The organism is Thermaerobacter sp. PB12/4term, assembly GCF_003403315.2.
In the GTDB taxonomy this organism is placed as follows: domain Bacteria; phylum Bacillota; class Sulfobacillia; order Thermaerobacterales; family Thermaerobacteraceae; genus Thermaerobacter.
Genome location: NZ_CP048407.1, coordinates 1,424,548 through 1,447,607 on the forward strand (window position 1 = coordinate 1,424,548; position 23,060 = coordinate 1,447,607).

The 23,060-nt window shown below is 71.8% G+C and carries 21 protein-coding genes; 2 read left to right on the top strand and 19 right to left on the bottom strand.

All coding sequences use genetic code 11. From position 1 onward, the window contains the following. Positions 1-44: 44 nt before the first annotated feature. The 6 genes from DYI95_RS05915 to DYI95_RS05940 form a co-directional block, all read right to left on the bottom strand. Positions 45-695 carry an adenine phosphoribosyltransferase gene (locus DYI95_RS05915; protein WP_371731853.1) on the bottom strand — a complete coding sequence of 217 codons (651 nt, stop codon included), beginning with the start codon at positions 693-695 and terminating at the stop codon, positions 45-47. Next, positions 692-2,218 (bottom strand): aminomethyl-transferring glycine dehydrogenase subunit GcvPB, encoded by a 1,527-nt coding sequence (gene gcvPB / locus DYI95_RS05920; protein WP_116901458.1) that lies wholly within the window; start codon positions 2,216-2,218, stop codon positions 692-694. Before gcvPB ends, DYI95_RS05915 begins: the two co-directional genes overlap by 4 nt. 143 nt (positions 2,219-2,361) lie before the next feature. Further along, entirely contained in the window at positions 2,362-3,714 is a 1,353-nt protein-coding gene (gcvPA, locus tag DYI95_RS05925; RefSeq protein WP_116901359.1) for an aminomethyl-transferring glycine dehydrogenase subunit GcvPA, read from the bottom strand. A 16-nt stretch (positions 3,715-3,730) separates the two neighbouring features. Then, the gene (gcvH, locus tag DYI95_RS05930; protein WP_116901457.1) at positions 3,731-4,114 is read right to left on the bottom strand and encodes a glycine cleavage system protein GcvH; all 384 of its coding nucleotides are present in this window, start codon (positions 4,112-4,114) and stop codon (positions 3,731-3,733) included. A gap of 5 nt (positions 4,115-4,119) precedes the next feature. Continuing rightward, positions 4,120-5,238: a glycine cleavage system aminomethyltransferase GcvT gene (gene gcvT, locus DYI95_RS05935; protein ID WP_116901358.1), complete on the bottom strand. Its 1,119-nt coding sequence runs from the start codon at positions 5,236-5,238 to the stop codon at positions 4,120-4,122. A 317-nt stretch (positions 5,239-5,555) separates the two neighbouring features. Further along, the gene (locus DYI95_RS05940; protein ID WP_116901357.1) at positions 5,556-6,059 is read right to left on the bottom strand and encodes an NUDIX hydrolase; all 504 of its coding nucleotides are present in this window, start codon (positions 6,057-6,059) and stop codon (positions 5,556-5,558) included. Between the two features lie 55 nt (positions 6,060-6,114). On the opposite strand from DYI95_RS05940, the gene DYI95_RS05945 reads away from it, so the two are divergent. Then, complete coding sequence (locus DYI95_RS05945) at positions 6,115-6,681, top strand: hypothetical protein (protein ID WP_116901356.1); 567 nt, start codon at positions 6,115-6,117, stop codon at positions 6,679-6,681. A gap of 318 nt (positions 6,682-6,999) precedes the next feature. Here DYI95_RS05945 and DYI95_RS05950 read toward each other — a convergent pair whose 3' ends face one another. The 10 genes from DYI95_RS05950 to cpaB form a co-directional block, all read right to left on the bottom strand. Continuing rightward, entirely contained in the window at positions 7,000-8,196 is a 1,197-nt protein-coding gene (locus DYI95_RS05950; protein WP_116901355.1) for a glycosyltransferase, read from the bottom strand. Between the two features lie 646 nt (positions 8,197-8,842). Continuing rightward, positions 8,843-9,241 carry a hypothetical protein gene (locus DYI95_RS05955; RefSeq protein ID WP_116901354.1) on the bottom strand — a complete coding sequence of 133 codons (399 nt, stop codon included), beginning with the start codon at positions 9,239-9,241 and terminating at the stop codon, positions 8,843-8,845. A 964-nt stretch (positions 9,242-10,205) separates the two neighbouring features. After that, positions 10,206-10,718, bottom strand: a complete 513-nt coding sequence (locus tag DYI95_RS05960) for a Tad domain-containing protein (protein ID WP_006904751.1) — start codon at positions 10,716-10,718, stop codon at positions 10,206-10,208. Positions 10,719-11,052: 334 nt separating this feature from the next. Continuing rightward, complete coding sequence (locus tag DYI95_RS05965; RefSeq protein ID WP_116901353.1) at positions 11,053-11,484, bottom strand: TadE/TadG family type IV pilus assembly protein; 432 nt, start codon at positions 11,482-11,484, stop codon at positions 11,053-11,055. 17 nt (positions 11,485-11,501) lie between these two features. Beyond that, on the bottom strand, positions 11,502-11,720 hold the full coding sequence (locus DYI95_RS05970; protein WP_243149947.1) for a Flp family type IVb pilin: 219 nt from the start codon (positions 11,718-11,720) through the stop codon (positions 11,502-11,504). A 278-nt stretch (positions 11,721-11,998) separates the two neighbouring features. Further along, a complete protein-coding gene (locus tag DYI95_RS05975) occupies positions 11,999-12,685 on the bottom strand; it encodes a type II secretion system F family protein (RefSeq protein ID WP_243149647.1) in 687 nt (228 codons plus the stop codon). A 220-nt stretch (positions 12,686-12,905) separates the two neighbouring features. Then, on the bottom strand, positions 12,906-13,688 hold the full coding sequence (locus tag DYI95_RS05980) for a type II secretion system F family protein (protein WP_116901350.1): 783 nt from the start codon (positions 13,686-13,688) through the stop codon (positions 12,906-12,908). Then, the gene (locus DYI95_RS05985) at positions 13,669-14,928 is read right to left on the bottom strand and encodes a CpaF family protein (RefSeq protein WP_116901349.1); all 1,260 of its coding nucleotides are present in this window, start codon (positions 14,926-14,928) and stop codon (positions 13,669-13,671) included. Before DYI95_RS05985 ends, DYI95_RS05980 begins: the two co-directional genes overlap by 20 nt. Next, positions 14,918-16,579 carry a hypothetical protein gene (locus DYI95_RS05990; protein WP_116901348.1) on the bottom strand — a complete coding sequence of 554 codons (1,662 nt, stop codon included), beginning with the start codon at positions 16,577-16,579 and terminating at the stop codon, positions 14,918-14,920. Before DYI95_RS05990 ends, DYI95_RS05985 begins: the two co-directional genes overlap by 11 nt. Beyond that, a complete protein-coding gene (gene cpaB / locus DYI95_RS05995; protein ID WP_243149948.1) occupies positions 16,576-17,475 on the bottom strand; it encodes a Flp pilus assembly protein CpaB in 900 nt (299 codons plus the stop codon). Before cpaB ends, DYI95_RS05990 begins: the two co-directional genes overlap by 4 nt. Positions 17,476-17,610: 135 nt before the next feature. On the opposite strand from cpaB, the gene DYI95_RS06000 reads away from it, so the two are divergent. Next, positions 17,611-19,362, top strand: a complete 1,752-nt coding sequence (locus DYI95_RS06000) for an S-layer homology domain-containing protein (RefSeq protein ID WP_116901346.1) — start codon at positions 17,611-17,613, stop codon at positions 19,360-19,362. Between the two features lie 108 nt (positions 19,363-19,470). Here the strand turns inward: DYI95_RS06000 and DYI95_RS13055 are convergent, their stop codons facing one another. The 3 genes from DYI95_RS13055 to DYI95_RS06015 form a co-directional block, all read right to left on the bottom strand. Beyond that, positions 19,471-20,451, bottom strand: coding sequence for a type II secretion system F family protein (locus DYI95_RS13055; protein ID WP_116901345.1), 981 nt, complete (start codon positions 20,449-20,451; stop codon positions 19,471-19,473). 29 nt (positions 20,452-20,480) lie between these two features. Beyond that, entirely contained in the window at positions 20,481-21,584 is a 1,104-nt protein-coding gene (locus tag DYI95_RS06010) for a type II secretion system F family protein (RefSeq protein WP_116901344.1), read from the bottom strand. 73 nt (positions 21,585-21,657) lie between these two features. Further along, positions 21,658-23,034 carry a CpaF family protein gene (locus tag DYI95_RS06015; protein ID WP_116901343.1) on the bottom strand — a complete coding sequence of 459 codons (1,377 nt, stop codon included), beginning with the start codon at positions 23,032-23,034 and terminating at the stop codon, positions 21,658-21,660. Positions 23,035-23,060: the final 26 nt, after the last annotated feature.

Genomic DNA, 23,060 nt, shown 5'->3' on the forward strand with positions numbered 1-23,060 from the left:
CGGGCCCCGGCCGCTGGCCCGCTCCCGGCTGCCCGATCCGCTCCTCAGGAGGGCAGCACGACCCGCACCGGGCGATCTCCCAGGCGCCGGCGGCCCCCCAGGGCAACGATCTCAATGAGGTAGGCGAACCCGGCCACCCGGCCGCCCAGCTGCTCCACCAGGGCGGCGGCGGCGGCGCTGGTTCCTCCGGTGGCCAGGACGTCGTCGACGATCAGGATCCGGTCGCCAGGCCGGATAGCGTCCTGGTGGACTTCGATGGCCGCCTGGCCATACTCCAGCTGGTATTCCTGGCGGGCCACCTCCAGGGGCAGCTTGCCCGGCTTGCGGGCGGGGATGAAGCCCTTGCCCAGGCGCACCGCCAGCGGTGCCCCCAGGATGAACCCGCGGGCCTCAATGCCCAGCACCCGGTCGAATTCGATCCCCGCCACCGCCGCGGCCAGGGCCTCCACCGCCTGGCCCAGGGCCGCCCCGTCGGCCAGAAGCGGGGTGATGTCAAGAAAGGTCACCCCAGGGACCGGATACCCGGGCACCTGCCGGATCCACGCCCGCAACGACGCCTCCACCGCACCGCCGCCCGGACCCGAGCCCGGCTCCGGCGCGGGCGCAGGGCGGCGGGCCTCTTCCCCACGGGCTCCCTGACCGGCCTCGCCGGCGTGGTCCTGGGCGCCCGGCGCCCGCTCCTCACTGCGGTTCATCGCGCGTCCTCCTCTTCAGGCCGCCAGCGCAGCACGGGCCGCCGCGCCGCCAGGGCTTCGTCCAGGCGGCTGACCGGCGTGGTGTGGGGCGCCTGCCGGACCACCTCGGGCTGCTCCTGGGCCTCCCGTACGATCCGACGCATGACGGCCACGAAGCGGTCGAGGGTCTCCTTGCTCTCGGTCTCCGTGGGCTCGATCATCAGCGCCTCTTCCACGATGAGCGGGAAGTAGATGGTCGGCGGGTGGATCCCGAAGTCCAGCAGCCGCTTGGCCACGTCCAGGGCCCGTACCCCCGTTCGCTCCTTGAGGTTGGCGGCCGAGAGGACGAACTCGTGCATGCAGGTGCGGTCGTAGGGCAGCCGGAACAGGCCGGCCAGCTGCCGCATGACGTAATTGGCATTGAGCACCGCGTCCTCGCTGACCCGGCGCAGGCCCTCGGCCCCCAGCGCCCGGATGTAGGTGTAGGCCCGGACCAGGATCGCAAAGTTGCCGTAGAAGGAACGCATCCGCCCGATGGCCTGGGGCCGTTCGTAGTCCAGGTAGAACCGGCCCGTGGCCGGGTCCCGCTCCACCAGGGGCGCCGGCAGGAAGGGCACCAGCTCCTCCTTCACGCCGACCGGGCCCGACCCGGGCCCGCCGCCGCCGTGGGGCGTGGAGAAGGTCTTGTGCAGGTTGAAGTGGACCACGTCGAAGCCCATGTCCCCCGGGCGCGAGATGCCCAGGATGGCGTTGGCGTTGGCGCCGTCGTAGTAGAGAAGCCCGCCCGCGGCGTGGACCATCTCCGCGATGCGGTGGATGTTCTCGTCAAAGAGCCCCAGGGTGTTGGGGTTGGTCAGCATGAGGGCGGCCACGTCGTCGTCCAGCACGGCCTCCAGGGCGCCGAGGTCGACCCCGCCCCGGGCGTCGGAGGGCACCTCCACCACCCGGTAGCCGGCCATGGCGGCCGTGGCCGGGTTCGTCCCGTGGGCGGAGTCGGGCACGATGACCTTGTGGCGGTGGCCCTGGCCCCGCGCGCGGTGATAGGCCCGGATCAGCAGAATGCCCGTCAGTTCCCCGTGGGCGCCGGCCGCCGGCTGCAGGGTGGCCCGGGCCATGCCGCCCATCTCGCAGAGCGCCCGTTCAAGCTCCCACATGAGCTGAAGCGCCCCCTGGGCCAGGTCGTCGGGCACGTAGGGGTGCAGCCCGGCAAAGCCGGGCAAGGCCGCCACCCGCTCGTTCACCTTGGGGTTGTACTTCATGGTGCACGAGCCCAGCGGGTAGAACCCGGTGTCCACGGCATGATTCATCTGGCTCAGGCGGGTGTAGTGCCGGACCAGGTCGACCTCCGCCACCTCCGGCAGGGCGGGGGCCTGGCGGCGCAGGAGCTCGGCCGGCACCCGTTCCTCCACGGGCCGCACCGGGACGTCGGGCTCGGGCCAGTCCATGCCCCCCCGGCCGGGCCGGCTGTAGCTGAAGATCAACGGCTCCGGCTCGGCCCCCACGGGGGCGGGTTCGGCCTGCCCGGGCGCCGTGCCGGCCGCCATGGCGGCCGGCACCGACGGTCCCGGGTCCTCCATCCGTCCCCGATTCTGGGGCCCGGCCGGTACCCCTTCCACCGCCTGGGCGCCCGCGGGCACCCCGGCGGCCGCCTGGGGTCCGCCAGGACGCTGCGGCTGGCCGTGGTCCATCATTCCCTCACCCCCCAGGCGGCCAGGAGGCCGTCCATCTCCTCGCGGGTGCGGCGCTCGGTGACCGCCACCAGCAGCTGTCCCCGCCGTTCGGGCTCCCAGCGGCCCAGGTCGGGCCCCACCAGGTAGCCGGCCGCCAGGGCGGCGGTGGCGGGGTCGAAGTCCGGCCGCTCGTAAGCCACGGCGAACTCCTTGAAGAAGGGGGCCTGGAACACGCGGCGGAACCCGGGGAGTCCTTCGATCCGCTCCGCCAGGTAGTGGGCCTTGTGCAGGCAGATCTCGGCCAGCCGCCGGAGGCCCCGCGGGCCCAGGGCCGCCAGGTGGATCGTGGCGGTCAAGGCCATCAGGCTGTGGTTCGTGCAGATGTTCGAGGTGGCGCGGTCCCGCCGGATGTGCTGCTCGCGGGTCTGGAGGGTCAGCACGTACCCTTCCCGCCCCTCGCGGTCGAGGGTCCGCCCGACGATGCGCCCCGGCAGGCGCCGGACGTACTCGCCGCGGCAGGCGAGATACCCGAAGTGGGGTCCTCCGTAGGCCATGGGCAAGCCCAGGCTCTGGCCGTCGCCGACCACGATGTCGGCACCGTAGCGGCCGGGCGCCTCGAGAAGCCCCAGGCTGACGGGATCGGCACTGACCACCGCCAGGGCGCCTGCCGCCTTGGCCCGGCGCACGATCTCGGGCGCAGGCTCCAGGCACCCGTAGAAGTTGGGCTGCTGCAGGAGCACGCAGGCGCTGTCGCCCGCAGCCAGCACCTCGTCTAGGGCCTTGAGGTCCGTGGTGCCCCGGCTGGGGTCGACGGGCACCACCGTGACGGGCAGGTTCTGCCCGCCGGCGTAGGTCTCCAGCACCTGGCGCGCTTCAGGGTGCACGCCGCCCAGGACCACGATCCGCTCCCGGCGGGCGATGTTGACGGCCATGAAGGCGGCCTCGGCCAGAGCCGTCGCTCCGTCGTACATCGAGGCGTTGGCCACGTCAAGCCCGGCCAGCTCGGCGATCATGGTCTGAAACTCGAAGATGGCCCGCAGGGTGCCCTGGCTGACCTCGGGCTGGTAGGGCGTGTAGGCGGTGGCGAACTCCCCCCGGCCGGCCAGGTAAGGGACCACCGACGGGATGAAGTGATCGTAGACGCCGCCCCCCAGGAAGCAGACCTTGGCCGCTCCGCTGTTGGCGGCGGCCAGTCCTTCCAGGTGGGCCACCAGCTCGGGTTCGCTGAGGGCGGGCGGCAGGGCCAGGGGCCGCTGCAGCCGGAGATCCGGTGGAATGTCCGCAAACAGCTCTTCCACCGACCGGATGCCCAGGGCGGCCAGCATGGCCTGCCGGTCCTCGCCGGTGTGGGGTATGTAGCTGATCGCCATGATGGCTTTCCCTGCCTTAGCTGGTGCGCTGGCGGTAGGCCGCGGCATCCAGGAGCCCGGCCAGCTCGTCCCGGTTGAGAATCTGGATGCGGACAAGCCAGCCCTCGCCGTAGGGATCCTGATTGACCAGTTCGGGCCGGTCGGCCAGCGCTCCGTTGACGGCCACCACCCGCCCCGAAACGGGCATGTACACGTCGGAGACCGTCTTCACCGATTCCACGACGCCGAAGGCCTCCTTGGCCCGGTACTCGGCGCCCACCTGGGGCAGTTCGACGAAGACCACATCCCCCAGCTGGTCCTGGGCGTAGGCCGTGATGCCGACCACGCCCTCCTCGCCCTCCACCCGCAGCCACTCGTGCTCCTCGGTGTAGTACAGGCCTTCCGGCACCTCGTGAGCCACCCTCATCAACCTCCCCGCCGCCGGCGATAGAAGGGGGTCTCGACCACCTGGGCCGCCACGGCCCGCCCGCGGATGCCCACCGCCAGGCGCCGGCCCGGCGCCGCCAGGGACGGCGGCACGTAGGCCAGGGCCAGGCTGGCCCCCAGCGTCGGCGCCACTGTGCCGCTGGTCACCCGGCCCACCTCCCGGCCCTGCTCGTCCAGGACCGGGTAGCCGGTGCGGGCCACCCCCGGCTCCAGCAGCCGCAGGCCCACCAGCTTCTTGCGCAGGCCCTGCTCCCGCTGGCGCAGCAGCGCCTCGCGGCCGATGAACGGCCCCTTGTCCCATTTCACGACAAAGTCCAGCCCGGCCTCAAGCGGGCTGGTGTCCCGGTCCAGCTCCTGGCCGTACAGGGGAAGGCAGGCCTCGAAGCGCAGGGTGTCCCGGGCGCCCAGGCCCGCCGGCACCAGCCCCTCGCCCTGGCCGGCCGCCAGGATTCCGCGCCAGATGGCGGGGGCGCCGTCCCAGCTGAGGAAGATCTCGAAACCGTCTTCCCCGGTGTAGCCGGTGCGCGAGATCATGCCCTCCCAGCCGCCCACAAAATGGAAGGGGCGGAGGGACTCCAGGTCGACGTCGTCGGTCACCCGGGCCAGGATGGCCTGCGCCCGCGGCCCCTGCAGGGCGATCAGGGCCGTCTCCAGGCTGCGGTCGGCCACGGTCACCTGGGGACCCGCCACGTGCTCCCGCACCCAGTCCAGGTCGGAGGCGGTGTTGGCCGCATTGACCACCAGCATGTAGCGCTGCTCGCCCACCTGGTAGACCAGCAGGTCGTCGACGATGCCCCCCTCGGGGGTGCACATCACCGTGTACAGGGCGCGGCCGGGAGCCAGCCGCTCGACGTCGTTGGTCACGAGCCGCTGGAGCGCCTGGCGGGCGCCAGGCCCCGATATCTCGATCTCGCCCATGTGGCTTACGTCGAAGAGTCCCGCGGCCTGGCGGACGGCGCGATGTTCCTCCATGATGCCGGTGTATTGCAGCGGCATGGCCCAGCCGGCAAAGGGGACTATGCGCGCCCCCAGCGCCAGGTGCTCGTCGTACAGGGGGGTGCGGCGCAACCCGCCCGCCGCGGTGCGATCCCCGCTCAAAGGACGCCCTCCTTCCTGGCCTCCGGCGGTTCCGGGCGGCGGTTGGGCCCGGACCGGACCGGCCGGAACGGCACTGCCATTCGACAGCCCGGAGCGGTTCCCTGCCCGGGGCCGCCACCCTCGCCAGGAGGGCCCGGGCTGCACCCGGCTCCGGGACGGTCCTTCCGGGTCCCCACCGGTGCACCCCCCGCCGGTTGGCGGCTCCTCCAGTAGCCCGGGACCGGCTCGCGCCCGGGGCCGGCCGTTCCTGAAGCTCGCAGCCGGGCCTACCGGCGGAGGCGTCCCGCCCCGCCGCCCCGGCCACGCGGCGATGTCCCTCACCGCCGGCCCGCGGCCCTGTGGACAGCCTTCTCAAGGATCTCCCGATCCCCTGGGGCGAAGGCGTCGGCCGGCGCGGTGGCCAGGTCGACCCAGGAGACCTCCGTCACCTCGCCGGGCTCCGGGGTGAAGGTGGCACCTGCGGGAACCCGGACCAGGTAGTAGAACCGCAGGGAGTGGAACGGGTGGTTGAAAAAGGCGAAGAAGTTCTCGGTGAAGTGGAAAAGCTCGATGGGCTCGGGTTCGACCCCGGTTTCCTCCCGGAACTCGCGGCGCAGGGCCTGCTCCAGCGACTCCCAGGGTTCGACGGCGCCGCCCGGAATGTCCAGCCGGCCCGTGAAGGCGGATCGTCCCAGCAGCACCCGGCCCCCATCCACCGCCACGCCGTAGACGGCCGGGCGAAACCGCACCTGCTCGGCGGGATAGCGGCGCCGCTGGCCATGGAGGGTCCAGCACTCAACCTCCGCCGGTGGAACCGGGCCCGCCGTTCCGGGTCCTGCCATGCCGGGTCCCCCTTTCCCGTTCGCGGTGTACACTTAGATTCAGGAGGCGAGGGAGATGGAGCGGCAACGGGAAAAGATGATCGCCCTGATGAACCTCTCGCGGATGCTCCCCCAGCACCCCGGCCTCATGATGTTGGTGGGATTTTTAGCCGCGCGCCTGGATCGCCTCCACTTCGTCGCCGCCGCCGAAGGGGCCGACCCGGCCGCAGCGCGCATCGTCCTGGCCACCCCCCATGCCCGCATCTGGACGGGGCGCTGGTTCCGGGCCTGGGTCGGCACCACCGAGGTGCCCGACCCGGTGCTGCTGATCTCGGTCCTGGCGGATCGGGACATCGACATCTACCTGGCCCTGGATACCGGCCCGCGGCCCCCGTGGCTGGAGGCGGTCCTGGACCCGCACGAACCGGCGGCCACCTCCAGTCCCCGGGAGCGGCTGGAGGAACTGCGGGAGCGGGTCGACCGTGCCCTTGACATCTACAACGAATGCCGCCGCCAGCTGGAGCAGGGTGACCCGCAGCGCCGCGAGGAGCTGGAATTCTTCCTCGACCTGGCCCGCCGCGAGGTGGAGGAACTCGGACAGGAGCTTCAGCGGCTGAAGGAAACCCTGCCCGATACCGAGTGACCCGCAGCGGTTGCTCGCCCGCGCCGCTCCGTTTGGCGGTGCCGCCGCGCATGGCAACCGGGTCCGGGCGGCGCCTCCGACTCACGCCCGCGCCGTGGCGCCCCGCGCCGCCTCCCTGCGCGCCGCGCCAGCCGCCCCGGGGCAAGCAGCGTCTCCGAAGACGGCGTACCGGCCGCCGCGTTTCGGGCGGCCGGCGGACCGCGGCGCCCGGGCCGCCAGGCCACTGCACGGCGAGGGCGGGTTCACGGCACCCGGCCGCCGGCCCAGGCCGCGGCACGGTACCTGCCGGTCCGCGGTGCCATGGCCGAGGCCCGTCACTCACGGCACGGCGGCAGGTCGCCGGTGGGTCGCCGCCAGAAGCTCCTGGTACAGCTTCAGGATGCGCGCCAGGATGACATCGCTATCGTATGCCTGGGCCGCCTGCTGGGCGGCCCGGCCCATTCTGGCGCGCAGGGCGGGGTCGTCCACCAGGCGCCGGCAAGCGGCGGCCAGCTCGCCCGCCTCTTCTGCCACCATCAGTCCCGCTTTCCCTGCCGCCACCACCTCGTGGGACACCTCGCTGGCCACCGCGACCACGGGCAAGCCCGCGGCCATGGCTTCGATCACCACAAGCCCCTGGGTCTCGGTCACCGACGGGAACACGTAGACATCGGCGGCGCGGTAGAACGCGGCGATCCGCTCAGGCGGTACGGCCCCTGGAAGCCGGACCCGGCCCGACAGGCCCCAGGCGCCCACCGCCCGCTCCATGCTCTCCCGCAGGGGGCCGTCGCCGACCAGCACTAGGCGTGCCTGCGGCCGCTCGGCCGCCAGCAACCGGAAAGCCTGCAGGAGCAGGGGCAGGTTCTTCTCGCGGCTCAGCCGTCCCGTGTAAAGCAAGACGACGTCCTGGCTGGCGAACCCCAGCTGGCAACGCAGCCGCATCCGTTCGGCGGGGTCGACCCCCGCGAACCGTCCTACGGGGATGCCCGTGGGCACGACCTCGATGGGCGCCTGTACCCCCAGGCCGGCCACCTCCCGGGCGATGGCCCGGGTGGGCGCAATCACCAGTTGGCACGCATTGCAGAAGCGGCGCACGTAGGCGTTCAGCGCCGGGGCCAGAACGGAGCCCGCGCCGGGTGCATAGTGGCGCAGGTAGACGTCATAGCGGGTGTGGAAGGTGAAGCAAAGGGGCCGGTTCAGCGTGCGCGCCGCATCCAGGGCCATGCGCCCCATGACGAAGGGCGTGTGGGTATGCAGGATGTCGAGGCCCAGGCGTGCCACCGCCTCCCGCACCCGGCCCTGGCGCGGGACAGGGATGCGAAACTGGGGATACAGGGGTGCGGCTACCGAGGGGAAGCGGACCACCCGCGATTCCTCCTGGGGGTCACCCGGACCGCCCAGGGCCGCCGGATAGCGCGGGCCAAACACGTACACCTCGTGGCCCGCCCTTTCCATCCCCTGTCGCAGGGTCTGGATGGAGCGCACCACGCCGCTGATGTACGGCGTGTAGCTGTCGCTGAACATCCCGATTCGCATGAAGGCGGTTGCGGCCCTCCTTTGCCGCCGGTGCCCGGCGGGGCCGGGGGTGCGCCGCCGGGCTGCGGTGCGGTCCCCGGCCTGCCGCGGTTCCCCGGCGCTGCCGGCGTTTTGGGCAACCCGACGGCACCACCGGGTGGACCGGCATCGTCCCGCGGCAGCGGCCGAACCGGGCCCCGCACCAGGGCGCGCAGCGGCTTCCGGCCCCCGGCGCCCAGGGTGCGGCGCGGGCCCAACGGGCCACCAGCAGCCCTGCCTGCACCAGGTGCCACACCCCGCACCGGGTGTCAGCTTCCCGGCCCCGCGCCAGATCCAGGATATCATACCACCACGGAGGGGCCGCCCCACCACCGCCGGAGGAGGCCGGCGGCGCCCCGGTGCGGCATGGCGCTAGGCCTCGCCAGGTGCCATCCTCGCCAGCCGCCCACCCGGTGAAACGGGGCGACGCGCACCCGCCCGCGGTTTTGAGAGCATGGAGGACCGCGCGGCGAGGCGGGTAGCGAGCATCAAGCATCACCGCAGCGGTCCTCCACGTTCAACGTAGACGGGTGATTGAACTCCGGGGTCTAAGCGCCACTGCTGGCCGGCCGGGGCCCTGCCGGGCCCGGCACGCCAGGGTTCCGGAGTTCCGGCCAGGTCCCCGCGGTTACGCGCTCGCCCGGGCGGTGCGGCGCCGGCGGGGCGTGATGGCCTGGGCCTCCACGGAGAGATAGCACTTGGCCCGCTTGTTCCATTCCATAATGTAGCGGCCCTGGCCGAAGCCCTTCTCCGCCAGCAGGGCAAGCAACTTCTTGTTGTGGGTGCGTCCTGTCTTGGGGTTGAAGTACCACGCATCCCGATCGTCGGGCTGCGCCTTCACCAGGGCCAGCTTCTGGCCCTTGACGCCGAACAGCACATAGACGCCGGGCTTCTTTCCGTTAGCCGACATGAGTTCTTCCCGCAGGCTGGCCGAAAGGCTCACCGCGTTGGGAAGAATGTGAACAGCCAGCGCACCCGCATTGCGGGTTTCCCGCTCGTCCGACTTCCGGATCCATTCAATGGCCACGTACCATCACGCTCCTGAAGGATATTGGACCCGCTGCGTATATTATACGTGACTTTCAAGGTTAACAAGGGGTATGCCATCACCCATGCAAAAGGCCATGACGAAGTCTGGGAACTTGGCGGGCTCACTTCAGTTCCGGACTGTCCCCCTACGTTGGTTCAAAGGATCCGATCTTCGGAACCTGGGGCACAACACGGCCGGAAAGTGGATTTTCGTCGATGTCCCACGACGCCGGGATACATGTCCTGTGCAAATCCTGCCCATCCGGTTGCCGCACGACCGCCGCAGCAAGGCAGAACACGGCTGGACGAGCCCTTCGCTGGGCCGTCCCGCCCGCAGGCTGAAAGGGCGGTGCCTTGCTGGTCAGGAAATGGGCGCGGCGGTCAAATGGGATTTGATGGCGGGATCAGGGCACGTTTTGTGGCTGCCATGTGCATCGGGTCACCGGACTCCCATGATGCGGGCCTTTGGGGAAGGCTACCACCGTGTCCCCGCGGTGGTGACGGTTTCCGGCCGCGCTTCTCGAGGCGTCGGGAGGCCGTCGTCCTGGCGTTCCCGTGTATAGATCGTTCTGCAAATGTTTCCCTTACAATGGCCCCCTGGGTTCATATGTCCCATCGTACGACATCCCGTCGCGTAGGACCCTCAAACCGGTCCCATATCACCCGGAATCCAATGCTACTGTCTCGACGGTTTCGGCTGTTTCGTTCCTCCCATTTGTGCCTTGTGACGGTCGAGGTCGATTCAAGTCCATCGTCACCATGCCGTGGCAGTCATGGCAAGGTATTGAACGGGCCCGCCCTGGCCACAGGGGCCAAGGAAGATGGCGCTGCGAACCGGCAGCGCAGCGGCAGCGGGGCGGGGAGTGCCGCCCCGTGGATGCCGCTGCCTTTCGCCCGGTTCTACCCGGCCCGGCTCTGCCCTCCCGCCTGGACTGAAAGACCTCGTGCCGCCGCCCTCACGATCAAGGCGCCCGGGCCACGCTGGCGTCTGCCGCCACCGTGAGGCGCACGGCACCGGCCGCTGGACGCCAGGCCAGTGCCACCGGAACGACCAGCCGCACGCCCACGGTGGGTTCCTCCACCCTGCGTCCCGACCAGGGATGCCGGCGGGGTTGGGAGGGCGAGCCGTTGATAACCACCACCTCGATCACCGCCCGCCGAGCCACTTCCTCTCCAAATGCCCGCCGCAACCCGCTTTCCGCCCAGAGGCGCGCGGTGGCCGCCGCTGCCCCCGCCCGCAAGGCCGGCTCGCCGCGGGCCAGGGCCTCTTCGTCGACCTCCTGCACCCCAGCCAGGCTGGCGAAGTCGGCCACCGCCTGGGCGTGGGCCCGGGTCAGCACCAGCCGGCTCCCGTCCAACACCAGACCAAGGGCAGCCAGAATCACCGGCAAAAGGAGCAGGAAGGCCGCGCCCACCGCCCCACCCTGCGGGTCCCGCCCGGCGGTGGTCCGGCACCGCCCTCCAGGTGGTTCCATGGCCGATCCCCCCGTGGGAGGCCTCTTCCGGTCTCCTCAGCCCTCGCTTCCCGGCCGGCCGGCACCGGCGAAGGGGCACGTCCCGCAGCCCTCGTCGCCGGGCCGCCGGCGGCACGGGCCTGCAGCCGGCACGAAGCGCCGCTCTACCTGGCACCCGTCGCCCCAAGACGTCTCCGGCCCGCCGGTGGGTCCCGGCCGGTTCGAAGAACCGGCCGGGACGACGTACCGGCTGGGGGCGCTCCTCTTCTGCCGCCGCGGTCCTCCCCGGAGGTCTGACGGCCGCCCCGGGCCTGTCCCGCCCGGGCCCCCTCGGGCCGGGTGGGCGACCCGGGGTTCATGTCCCCGGCGGCCGGATGCGCTCGTTGCGCCCGTCCATCTCGACCTGCAGGGGTACACCACTCTGCAGGAACCGGCGCAGGACGGGCGTGACCGGACGAACCGTCAGCTGCAGCCGGACCGTCAAGGGGCTGCCATAAGCCGGGCGCCGCGGTTCGATGGCCACAGCCACGGCGGCGGGGTCGATTCCGCCCGCCCGCAGCTGCCGGGCAATGACCTCGCGCACTTCCGGCGTGTCGCCACCCTCCACCATGGCGCGGCGGACACCCTCCCGCGCCGCCTGAACCAGCACGATTTGCCGGTTGAGCAGGACCGTCAGGTCGAAGAGGCCGAACACCAGCAGCGCCAGCAGGCCGGCCACCAGGGCAAACTCTGCAGCGGCGGCCCCCCGTTCCGCCCGGCGCCGCACGATCCCGCGATCGTGGGCCACCCGGCCCGGTCGGGTTGTCAGCCGCCCGCCCCGGTCAGGGCATCGGTAATCCCCTCCAGGCGGGCCTGAATTGCAGCTCCCAGGTCGGTGAGGGCCGTGATGAGCACGATGACCACCAGGGCCAGCAGAAGGGCGTACTCGGCCGAAGCGGCACCCTCCTGGCCGCCCCGGCGGACCCCAGGCTTGCGCCACCACCGGATCCGGCCCAGCCAGGCCGGCAAGGTTCGCATCGCCATCCATGCCACCGGTTCCTACCTCCTCCGTCCAAGGGTGATCGGTGGCCACGCAACAGCCCGCCCACCATCCGGCCGCGGGGGCCACCCGGCCGCGGCCGGGGATTCGGTCGAGGGCTGGGCCCGCATCACCCCCTTTCCCGCCCCGGAGAACCCTTTGGGTCCCCGCCATAGCGATGTGTGTGACCGGTGGTAACACCCAAGAGCTGCCCCCTCCGGCAGGGGCCTGGCTGGTCCGGCCGGACTCCGCAGGACCGGGTGACCAACCTCTACGGTTCAGGCTAGTGGTAGAGCCGCAGGAACTGGATCACGTTGGGCAGCAGGACCACAACCAGGACCGGGGGCAACAACAGCCCCATGGTGATCACCGTGAGCCAGAACGGAAGGCTGTCGGCCTGGCGCTGCCAGCGCCGGGCCAGGAGGGCCCGCATCAGGCGCACGTGCTCATCCAGGGTTTGGGGCAAGGGAAGGCCACGGACCTCGGCCTCCACCAGGGTGCGCAGGGCTACGGTGACCTCGGGATGGGGGTAGAGCTGGGCCAGTTCCAGCAGGGGCTGGCGCAGGGGCTGTCCGGCGCGAATGCGGGCAAAGGCATCCCGGGCGTCGTCGACCAGCGGCCCCTCCCCCACGTCGTTCGCCACCTCGATGGACTGGCGCAGGCTGAGGCCGCCGCGTGCGGCCAGGGCGATGTCCTCCAGCCACCCGGGCAAACCCACCCGAACCCGGGTGGCTCGCCTCCGGCCGGCCGCAGCCAGCAGGACAAGCAGGCACCGGCGGCCGGCCAGATAACCCGCGGCCGGCAAGAGCCAGGCCGCCGGGCCGAACCGGCCGCTCGCCAGCACACCGAGGGCCACCAGCCCTCCCGCCAGGGCACCCGACCAGGCGGCCACCCCCAGGGCGCGGCAGGCCCAGGCCAGCGGGTCGTCCCCGGCCCAGCGGTGCCACCCGGCGCGACGAAGCAACAGCACCAGGTCCGCGCCGGCCGGCGGGCGCGAAGGCCAAGGCCAACGCTCCGCCCACAGCGCCACCAGTGGCCGGGCGGCCGGGCCTGGCAGCCACCTCCCGGGCCCCATCCTGAAGCCGCGGCGCCACCGCTGCCGGGCTTCCGCTCCCCACTCTGAGAGCCACCAGGAGGAAGTGCCGCCTGCCAGGGCGGACAAGATAGCCAGAAGATAACCGGTCATGGGATCATTCCTCCCCCGCGCCGTTCAGGGCAGCGGTGAGCCGGCGCAGCAGGTAGAGACCGGCCAGCCATGATGCGACGGCATACAGCAGGCCCCCGCGGCCTAGCGGATCTTCCCACAGCGGGCCCAGGAAGGCCGGGTCCATGGCTAGCGCGTACGCCGCCACCGCAACCGGCAGGAGGGCCAGCAGGCGGGCGGACAGGCGAGCTTCCGCCGTCCGCGCCGCTACTTCAGCCCACGCCAGGCGCTGCTCGCGCAGGCTTTGAATGACCGCCAGGGTCGGACCGGTGACGTCGCCGCCGGTACGGCGGTGCGCCGAGGCAACGGCCTGGCACCGGCGCAGGGCCCGCAGGCCCGTCTGGCCGTGCCACAGCCCTAGTGCCTCTTCCAGGGGCAGGCCTGCTCCCAGGGCCGCCAAGAATTCTCCCTTGGCCGGTTCCAGCACGGGGGCCGCCACTTCCCGGGCCGCCTCAATCCACGCCTGGCGTAGAGGGCGGCCGGCTTGCAGGTGGGCAATGACCGTCACCAGCAATCCCTCCAGCGCCTCGGCGGCCCGCTCCGTTCCGCTCCCCGACGGGCGGCCCCGCGCCGGGTTCGCGACGGTGAACCGGCCGGGGACGATCCGCCAGGGCCGGTGCAGCTTGCCCCGCCAGGCCTGGAAGGCACCGCTCCGCCGTTGCCGGACCGCATCCTGCAGTTCGGGCCATGCCCCGGCGGCAAGCCAGGCTGCAAGCCCCACCGACAGGGCACAGGCCAGGGCGCCCATGCTAACCGGAACGGGACTCACCCGATGCCCCTCCTTCCTGCCGAACCTCGGCAGATACACCCCCTGATTGCGGCAGAACCGCCCGGGCTCGGGCTGGGAGCGCGGCCGGCAGCACGGGCTCGACGCTTCCTTCAGGACGAACCCGGACGATCTCGGCCACCACACGCCGGCCCGAAGACAGCCGCACCTGATGGACCACCAGGTGGATCGCCCGGTAAACCTGCTCCCGCACCAGTTCCGGCGGCCAGTTCTCCCCCGCCATGAGCACCAGTTGCTCAAGGCGGCGCAGGGCGTCCAGGCTGCTGTTGGCGTGGATGGTCGAAACCGAACCCAGATGACCCGTGTTGAGGGCCTGCATGAGATCGGCGGCCTCCTCGCCGCGGACCTCCCCCACCACCAGCCGGTCCGGCCGCATGCGCAGTGCGTTGCGCAGCAAGGTGCGCAAGGGCACGGCACCGTGTCCATCCAGGCCCGGGGGCCGCGCCTCCAGGCGCACCACATGCCGGTCCGGGCCCAGGTCGATCTCGGCCGCTTCCTCCAGTACGATGATGCGTTCCAGCGGGTGGGTCGCAGCCCGGAGCAGGGCGATGAGGGTGGTGGTCTTGCCGGAGCTGGTGGCTCCCGCGATCAGGACGTTGCGGCGGCTGCGCACGGCACCGGCCAGGTATCGCGCCGCTGCGGCCGGCAGAGTTCCCATCCGGACCAGTTCCTCAAGGGCGGGGCGCTCCCGCCGGAAACGGCGAATGGTGAGAACCGGACCGTCGACCGCCAGCGGCGGCACGATGGCGTGAACGCGGTCGCCCGATGGCAGGCGGGCGTCAACAAAAGGATGGGCGGGGTCGACCCGGCGCCCCAGGGGAGCGACGATGCGGTTGATGGTCTCCACCAGGTGATCGGCGTTACGGAAGCGGCCGCCGAAAGGTTCGATCCGTCCCTCCCGCTCCACGAAGATGCGATGCGGGCCGTTGACCATGATCTCCGTTACGCCGTCGTCATCCAGTAGCCGGTCAATGGGCCCCAGCCCCACCATTTCGGCCGCGATGGCCCGCACCAGGGCAGGCGTCACCAGGGATGCGGGCAGGCCCCCGGGCCGGGCCAGGACCTGGGTGATGAACGCCTCGAGACGCCGCCGCAGGTCGGGCCCAGGCGGTTCGCGCAGCAACTGGGGGCGCTCCCGCAGCAGGCGCTCCCGAACGGCTTCGACCAGCTGGAGAAACCGCCTTTCGTCCCAGGTGATGATCGACTGCGGTTCAGCCGGCATGAGCCGTCACCCCCTCCCCCGTGACATCCCCGGCCTGCCGGCTTCCCGCCCGCCAGCGCCGCCACAGCCGGGCCAGCCTCCCGGGGCGGGGTCCGGGAAGGGGTTGCCCCAGCAGCTGGGCCAGGAGCGTGCCCACACCCCGGGCCGCGGGGTGGCCGGGCTCCGCCAGCACGAGGGGGAGGCCTGCGGCCGCCGCCTGCTGAACCCCTCGCGGGTCGTCCGGGATCCAGGCCGTGACGGGTACGCCCAGGTAGCTTTCAGTGGCCTGGCGGGATCCATGGGAACCGGACCAGCGGTTGACCACCACGCCCCAGGTCCCATCGGCCCTCCCGGCCAGGGCCGCTTCCTCCAGCCAGAGGCGGGTCCGGCGCAGGGCCGCCGCGTCTGGTGTGGTAACCAGAATCCCCAAACCCGGGCAGCCGTGAAGGCCCGCGCCTTCCAGCCAGGCTGGAGCGGCCGGCGTGTCGACCACCACCAGGTCGAAACATCCCAGCGCCCGCCGGATCACCCGCACCAGGGTCTGGGGTTCCACCAGCCCCGCCAGGTCCGGCCGGGGGGGTGCGGCCAGGACCCGCAGGCCGGATCGAGGGTGAACCAGCCACTGGTCCAGCCACGCCTCTTCCGGGCCGTCCAGCAAGGGCTGCAGGTCGAGCACGGTTGGGCCGGCCGGCAGGTCCAGTACCACCGCCGCATCGGCCGCCGTCCAGTGAGCGTCGATCAGGGCCGCCCGCAGTCCACGGGCTGCGGCGGCCACCGCCAGCTCGCAGGCGAGCCACGTCCGGCCGGCGCCACCCTTGGCACCGGCCACCGCGACCAGCACCCCGGAAGCCGTTCCGGCAAGGCCGGCGGCGGGAGACCCGGCGCCCGGGTCCGGGGACGCGGGGGCTGCAGGCGGCCGGCGGGCTGCTGGCGATTCGCTGCTGACAGCACCCCTGGCGGCATGATCCGCCTGCCGAGGGCCCTCAACCGGTGGCAGGTTCCGGGCGGGTGAAGCTGGCTCCGGCGGACGGGCAGGCCGTTCGGCCAGACCGGAATCCGGCACCGCGAGCCGCTGTCCGGATGCCGGCTCCGCGACCCAACGGCGGTTTCCGGGCGTGGCCGCCTCTCCGGTGCGTCCCTCCGGCAGGCCGCCCAACCGGGTTGTCCCGATCCCCGGACGGCTTGTCTCGGCGGGCACCCTGTACGTGGCCTCGGGACCGCCAGGCGCTGGACCTGAGGGGTGCCCGTCACGGCCCGCCACCTGGGGGTGGTGTACCGGTCCCCGGCCGGTGATGCCCGGTGTCATGCCGGCCAGGAGGCTGGGTTCGGCCAGCGCCTGGTCCAGCGAGGTGACGACCCGGACCGACGGCTCGCTGCCCAGCAGGGCGGCGGCTGCCGCCTGCCAGACGTCGGCCGGCGCCTCCGGCGGGGGCAGGAGCCACAGGGAACCTTCCCGGTGGCGGCTGCGGACCAGCCGGCCACAGCGCAACGCTTCCGCCAGGTCCGGCGCCTGCAGCAGCCATACATCCACCGGCTCCCGCGGGGCGGCCACTGTGTCGGCAGCTCGGGCCAAGCCAGCAGGTTCCCAGCCCGGGTGGCGGGCCAGCCGCTCGATTTGGCCGGGCCGGAGGCCGATGCCGTACCAGAAAATGGTGCCGTTGTTCCCCGTCATGGCCCATCCGCTCCTTCCTCCATCCACTGGGGGTCCACCAGGGGGATCGCAGGTTCCGGGCCGCTGGCCTCGGCGGAGTCCTCGCCGGACTCCAACGGCGGGGATTCGGCAGGCCCGGCACCCGGCGGGGGAACGGCACCCGGGGTTGGCTGAACCGGACGGGCGGGAGGAGCCGGCGGGGAGCCCGCCGCCGGCCCGGTGGCCGGTGTCGCAGCGGGCCCTGCATCTTTGAGGTCATCGGGGAAGAGGAACAGGTTGTCCCAGGTGACGCCCGATCCGCCCCCTACCGCGCCGCCGGCAGGAGCCAGGGCAAGATAGACCCGCCCGTAGGTCAGGGCGTACGCAAGCCGTTCTGCCTCGGCCGGGGTGACACCCACCAGCACGCCCAGGGGACGGCCGTCCTCATAACGCCGGCCTTCCTCATCCCGCACCTGCAGCACCGGGAGGTTTTCCAGCAGGGTGCGCGCCACCGCGCCGGGACCTTCCCCGCCGACGAAGATCACGTCCACCCGGTCGCCGGGTTCGACGGCGCCGCCCAGTCCCTGTTCGAGCCGGGTGGGGATGAAGAAGGCCTGCTGGTGCTCTTCCAGAAAGTCGGAAAGACCTGCCCCTTCGCCCGCCACCACGTCGGCCTCCAGTAGCGGCTCGCCGGCCTCCACGTCCCGGCGCAGGACGTGGCCGATGACGCGGGATGGATCCCCCACGGCCCGGGGATGAACCGCCGCGGCAGGCAACGGCACCACGGACACCATGTCCGCCTCCACCTTGAGGGGTGCCTGGAGCGGGCGGGTAGCCACCACCACAGGCAAGGATGCGGTGGCGTCCAGGTAGATCAGGTAGGCGGTGGTTCCGGCCAGAAGGGCCACCCCAAGACTGGCTGCAGCCCGCCACGACATTCGCGGCACGCCCTCACCCCCCTTCCACTAATTGGCGTATCTGGACACAAACTACCATGTCCCAACCTGATAAGTAAATACTTTCCAACGCAACCGTAGTGTGGTAGATTCCTTTCGTCAGGAGGTGATGCGGGCATGCCGGTGCCGGACGGGCCGGGCAATCGGGGTACCGGGAGACGCCTGGGGGGCGAGAGAGCGGACAGGCGCGTGACGGCGGGCAGGCCTGGCACGGCGGCGGTCGCCGTCGCGACAAGGATCGTTTTGCCGGAAGGAGGGGCGCTCGCTGCCCGCCGGTGCACCGGGGCTGGTTCGCCCGGCAGCCCGCGCCGCCGGCCCCGGTGCCACCATCTACTCGTTCTTTTCCTTTTTCTGTTGTCGCTGGCCCTCCCGGCCGAGGCGGCCGATCCGTGGTACGCGGACCTCAAGGGGCACTGGGCCGAGGACGAGGTCCGCGTGCTGTGGGAGGAAGGGGTCACCGACGGCTACCCGCGGGAAGATGCCCTCGGACGCTGGCAGTGGCTTTTCCTGCCCAACGCCTTCATGGAGCGGGCCCAGTTTGCCGTACTCCTGGCGAAGGTCATGGGCCTGGCCCCCGACCCCCAGGGTCCGCCCGTCTACCGGGATGTACCGCCGGAGTACGTGGCAGGCGGCGGCCTCGAGGCCTTTCCCTGGATTCAGGCCGGTGGCCGAGCCGGCATCTTCTCCAATGAACCTGGCGGGCGCTTTCGCCCGGCCGAAGGGATCCGCCGGGATGAAGCCGCGGCCATGCTGGTTCATGCCCTGGACCTGGGCTGGTACGCCGACAGCCTTCCGGAGGACCGGTTGCAGGGTTTGCTGGGACGGTACGTCGATGCCCAGCGGGTCCGGCCGGAATTGCGGCGGGCCGTAGCGGCCGCCCTCGACCTGGCCATCATGGTGGGTTACGGCGATGGTTACCTGCGCCCCGACCGCCCTTTGACCCGGGCCGAGGGCGCAACGCTCATCTACAAGTCCGCGCTGATGCGGGTAGGAGCCGAGCCGCCCGTCTTTTCGCCCGACGGCGACGGCCAGGATGAGCAGACCACCCTCGAAGCCCAGGCCCTCCTCAACCGGAACCAGGTGTCCTGGCAGGTTGAGCTGCTGGATGTCCACGGGACGGTGCGCTATCGCTGGACGGGCACCCGCCTCCCGGCCCGCTGGTCGTGGGACGGGCACGACGAGCAGGGACGGCCCTTGCCGGCCGGACTCTACCTTCTGCGCGGCGTTCTGACCGCCCGCCAGGGAGCTCGCTTCCTATCTGCCGTCGAGCCCGTACAACTGGTCTACCACCGCCTGGCCGCCACGGCCTCTCCCGTGGTGGTGGAACCCGGCGAGCCCGTTCGCGTCACGGCCCTCACCGAAGGTCCCGTCCAGCAGGTCGCCCTGGAGCCGCCGGGCACCGGGGCCCGGCCCATGATCCCTGTGGCGCCCGGCCGGTGGGAGGCGGCCTGGACGGTCCCCGCGGCCCTGCACCCTGGAACCTACCCGCTGGTGGTCCGGGCTGCCTTTCCGCCGGTCCACCGGCAGCAAACCCTCTACGTCCAGGTTTTGCCCACTCTCTGGATCCGGGGTTGGGCGGAACCCAACCCCGCGGCCCCGGGGTCCGCGGTCACCGTCCGCGCCGAAACACCGGCCGGCGCCACCCGGGTCGTCCTGGACGCGCCTGGGGAGGTTCGCCCCATGGAACTCGAACCGGACGGCCCAGGGCGCTGGATCATCCGCTGGACCGTACCGGCGGGAGTACCGCCCGGGACCATCCTGGGACTGGGGCTCGAGGCCCACCGCGGCAGCGCCACGGCCCGGACGACCCTGCCCCTTGAGGTCGGCGGCACCCCTCGGGGCGAGCCCGTCTTCCATCTGTCCCACTGAGGGCCGAAACCCGGGGCGGCGGGCCTGCAGGATTTCCCCCGGAAAGCCCGCATCCCCGCCCCGGGGCCTCCGGAGCGCGCCCCGGGGACGGTGACCGCCCCGGGGGTCCTAGCGTGCGAAGGCACTCAGGATCTGGATCAAGGCCGGGCCCAACAGCACGATGAACAGCGTGGGAAAGATGAACAGGACCAGCGGCAGTAGCATCTTGATGGGCGTCTTCATCGCCTGTTCTTCCGCCCGTTGCTTGCGCTGGAAGCGGAGCTGTTCCGCCTGGACCCGCAGCACGCGGGCCAGGCTTACGCCCAGGCGGTCCGCCTGGATGACGGCGGCGGCAAAGCTGCGCAACTCCGGCAGCTCTGCCCGGTCGGCCAGCGAGCGCAGGGCCTCCTCCCGGCTCACCCCGAGCCGCAGTTCCTTGAGGTACTGGCGAAACTCCGTGCTCACCGGTGCGGGAAACTTTTCCGTCACCTTCTGTACCGCGCCGTCGAGGCCAAGGCCTGCCTCGACGGCGACGCTGAGAAGATCCATCACGTCGGGCAGGGCCCGGGCCAGCTGCCGCTTGCGGCGGTTGGCCCGGGCCTTGAGGGCGGCGTCCGGGAGGATCCAGCCCGTGGCGGCTCCCAGCACCGCCACGACCGGCTGGAAGGCCGCTCCGGCCGCGCCGGCCCCCGAGGTCCCTGCGGCCAGCCATCCCCCGGCGACCCACCCTGGCACCAGGCCGGCCGCGGCCCCGGCCGCCTTGAGGCAAGCCAGGGTCCCCAGCCCCAGGGGCCGGCCGGCCGCAGCCAGCAGGCGTTCCCAGCGGGCGGCCACCCCCTGGGGCGTCCACCGCTCGGCCGCTTCGACCATCCGCTCCCAGGCCGGCCGGAGGACTCGCTGGCTGAAGGGCCGGGCCAGTTCCTCCTGCTCGGCCTGGTCGGGTGGTACACCCCGCAGGCGCAGATCCCGGAGCCGCTTCCGGGCGATGTGCTCCGCTTCCGAGGGAGCCAGCAGGGCCAGGGTCGTCAGGGCCACGATCATGAAGACAAGCCAGAGGAGCACCGGCTCCACCCAGCCATGGGCCGCCAGCCCGCTCCATCCGCCTGCCACGCCGATCCCCCCTCCGCCTCCCACGGGCGTCAGACGTCGACCCGAATCAGGGCCCGGATCACCAGCACGCCCGCGGCCTCCATCACCACCCCGGCCCCCAGCAAGGTCCAGCCCAGCGGGGTGGCCAGGAGCGGCTGCAAGTAAGCCGGGTTCATGGCACTGAGCAGTACCAGCAGGGCCACCGGCAAGGCACCAACGATCCAGCCCGACAGCCGGCCCTGGGCCGTCAGGGTGCGGATCTGCCCCTGCAGGCGGACCCGCTCCCGGATGGTCTCGGCCGTCCGCTCCAGGACCCCTGCCAGGTTGCCGCCCACCTGCTTCTGGATCAGGACCGCCGTGACCACCAGGTCCAGGTCGGCGCTGGGCACCCGGTCCAGCAGGTTGGCCAGGGCGTCCTCCAGGGGGATGTTGACCCGGGTCTCCTTGACCAGCCAGGCAAACTCGTCCGCGATGGGCGGCGGCATCTCCCGAGCCACCACGTCGGCGGCTTGAAGAAAGGAGTAACCCGACTTGAGGGCATTGGCTATCAAGGTCAGGGCGTCGGGCAACTGGCCATCGAAGGCGCGCAGGCGCTGCTGGTAACGCCGGGCCAGGTAGGCGTCGGGCAGAAGGATGCCCGCGACGGTCGCCGCTAGGGCCAGCGGCCACCGGCCTCCCATGGCCAGGCCCAGGAGCCCCCCGGCCAGGCCGGCACCCGCCTGCAGGGCCACGAACTCGACAGCCCGCCAGCGCAGCCGGGCACGGTTCAACTTCCGCTGCACGCCGTCCAGCCAGCGGGTGCCCCGCAGGCGGGCTTCGGCCCGCTCCACCAGCTGCTGCCGCCACGATCGGGCTTCCCGGGCCGCCGGGGCGACATCCTCCATGGCCAGCATGGGTGCCAGGCGGAGGCCCCGCTGCCGGCTGTGGCGGTGTACGGCTTCCAGTCTCCGCGCCACCCGGGCCCCCCGCCAGCCGTCCCATGCCTGGAGAAGCCCCCACACCAGGTAGGTCGACCCCAGAAACACCCCGAGCAGCAGCCAAAAGCCCCAGTCCCCCGCCACCACCAGCGCCTGCCAGGCCGCCTCCAGGCCGTCCCTGGCCGCGGCCCCCAGGCCGCCCAGCATCGGGCCGAGCTCCTGCCAGAAGCCCCGCATGTTACCCTCTCCCTTCCGCCGGGGCCGTTCCTGAAAGCCCCCGCCCGTCCGGCGGCTCCGTCCCCGAACCGGTTCAGTCGAAAAGCCCCGGCGGCAGGACGATTCCCGCCGCTTCCAGCCGCTCCTGGCATCGGGGCCGGATGCCCGTGGCGACGAACTCGCCCATCACCCGGCCGTTGGCGTCCACCCCGTACGCCTGGAACAGGAAGAGGTCCTGCAGCACGATGACGTCTCCCTCCATGCCCTGGACCTCGGTGATGTGGGTGATCTTGCGCGTGCCGTCCTTGAACCGGCTCTGGTGGACGATGAGGTCGATGGCCGACGCGATCTGCTCCCGGATGGCCCGCACCGGCAGGTCGATTCCGGCCATCAGCACCATGGTCTCAAGGCGCGACAGCAGGTCCCGCGGGCTGTTGGCGTGGGCCGTGGTCAGGCTGCCGTCGTGGCCGGTGTTCATGGCCTGCAGCATGTCCAGCGCCTCGCCCGACCGCACCTCACCCACCACGATCCGGTCGGGGCGCATGCGCAGGCTGTTGCGGACCAGTTGCCGGATGGTCACCTCGCCCCGGCCCTCGATGTTGGGCGGGCGGGTCTCCAGGGACACCACGTGCTCCTGGCGGAGCTGCAGCTCGGCGGCGTCCTCGATGGTGATGATCCGCTCGTCCGGCGGGATGAAGGACGAGAGCACGTTGAGGGTCGTGGTCTTGCCCGAGCCGGTTCCGCCGGAGACGATGATGTTCAGCCGGCCGCGGACCGCCGCCTCCAGGAACACGGCCATCCGGGGACTGAGGGTGCCAAACCGGATCAGGTCGTCCACCTGCAGCGGGTCGCGGCTGAACTTGCGGATGGTGAGGCACGGCCCGCGCAGGGCCAGGGGCGGGATGATGGCGTTGACCCGGGACCCGTCGGGCAGGCGGGCATCCACCATGGGACTCGCCTCGTCGATCCGCCGTCCCAGGGGGGCGACGATCTTTTCAATGAGATGCAGGATCTGCCGGTCGTCCTCGAACTGGACCGGCGCCCGTTCCAGCCGGCCCCGCCGCTCGACGTAGACCTGGTCCCGGGCGTTGATCATGATCTCGCTGATCTCCGGGTCCTGCAGCAGCGCTTCCAGCGGCCCGAACCCCAGGATCTCCGCCATGAGGGTTTCGGCCAGGCTCTCCCGCTCCAAGGGCGAGACGGACTCTTCTTCCGCCAGGTACTCCAGGATCTTGGCGCGGATGGCCGCCCGCTGTTCCTCGCTGGGACCTTCCGGACGAACCAGCGCCCGGGCGTCCACCTCGTCGATGAGCCGCAACTGGATTCGGTTTTTCAACGCCCGGTGGGGATCGTCCGCTGCCGGCCCGTCGCCGCGGCCACCGTCCCGGCTCCGGGACGACCGTTCCGCCTCCAGTTCCACCGGCGGCTCCCAGGGCTTGTCCTTAAGGCGCTGGTAGAGGCTTGAACCCACAGGCATTCCCCCCTTGGCCGGCCTGA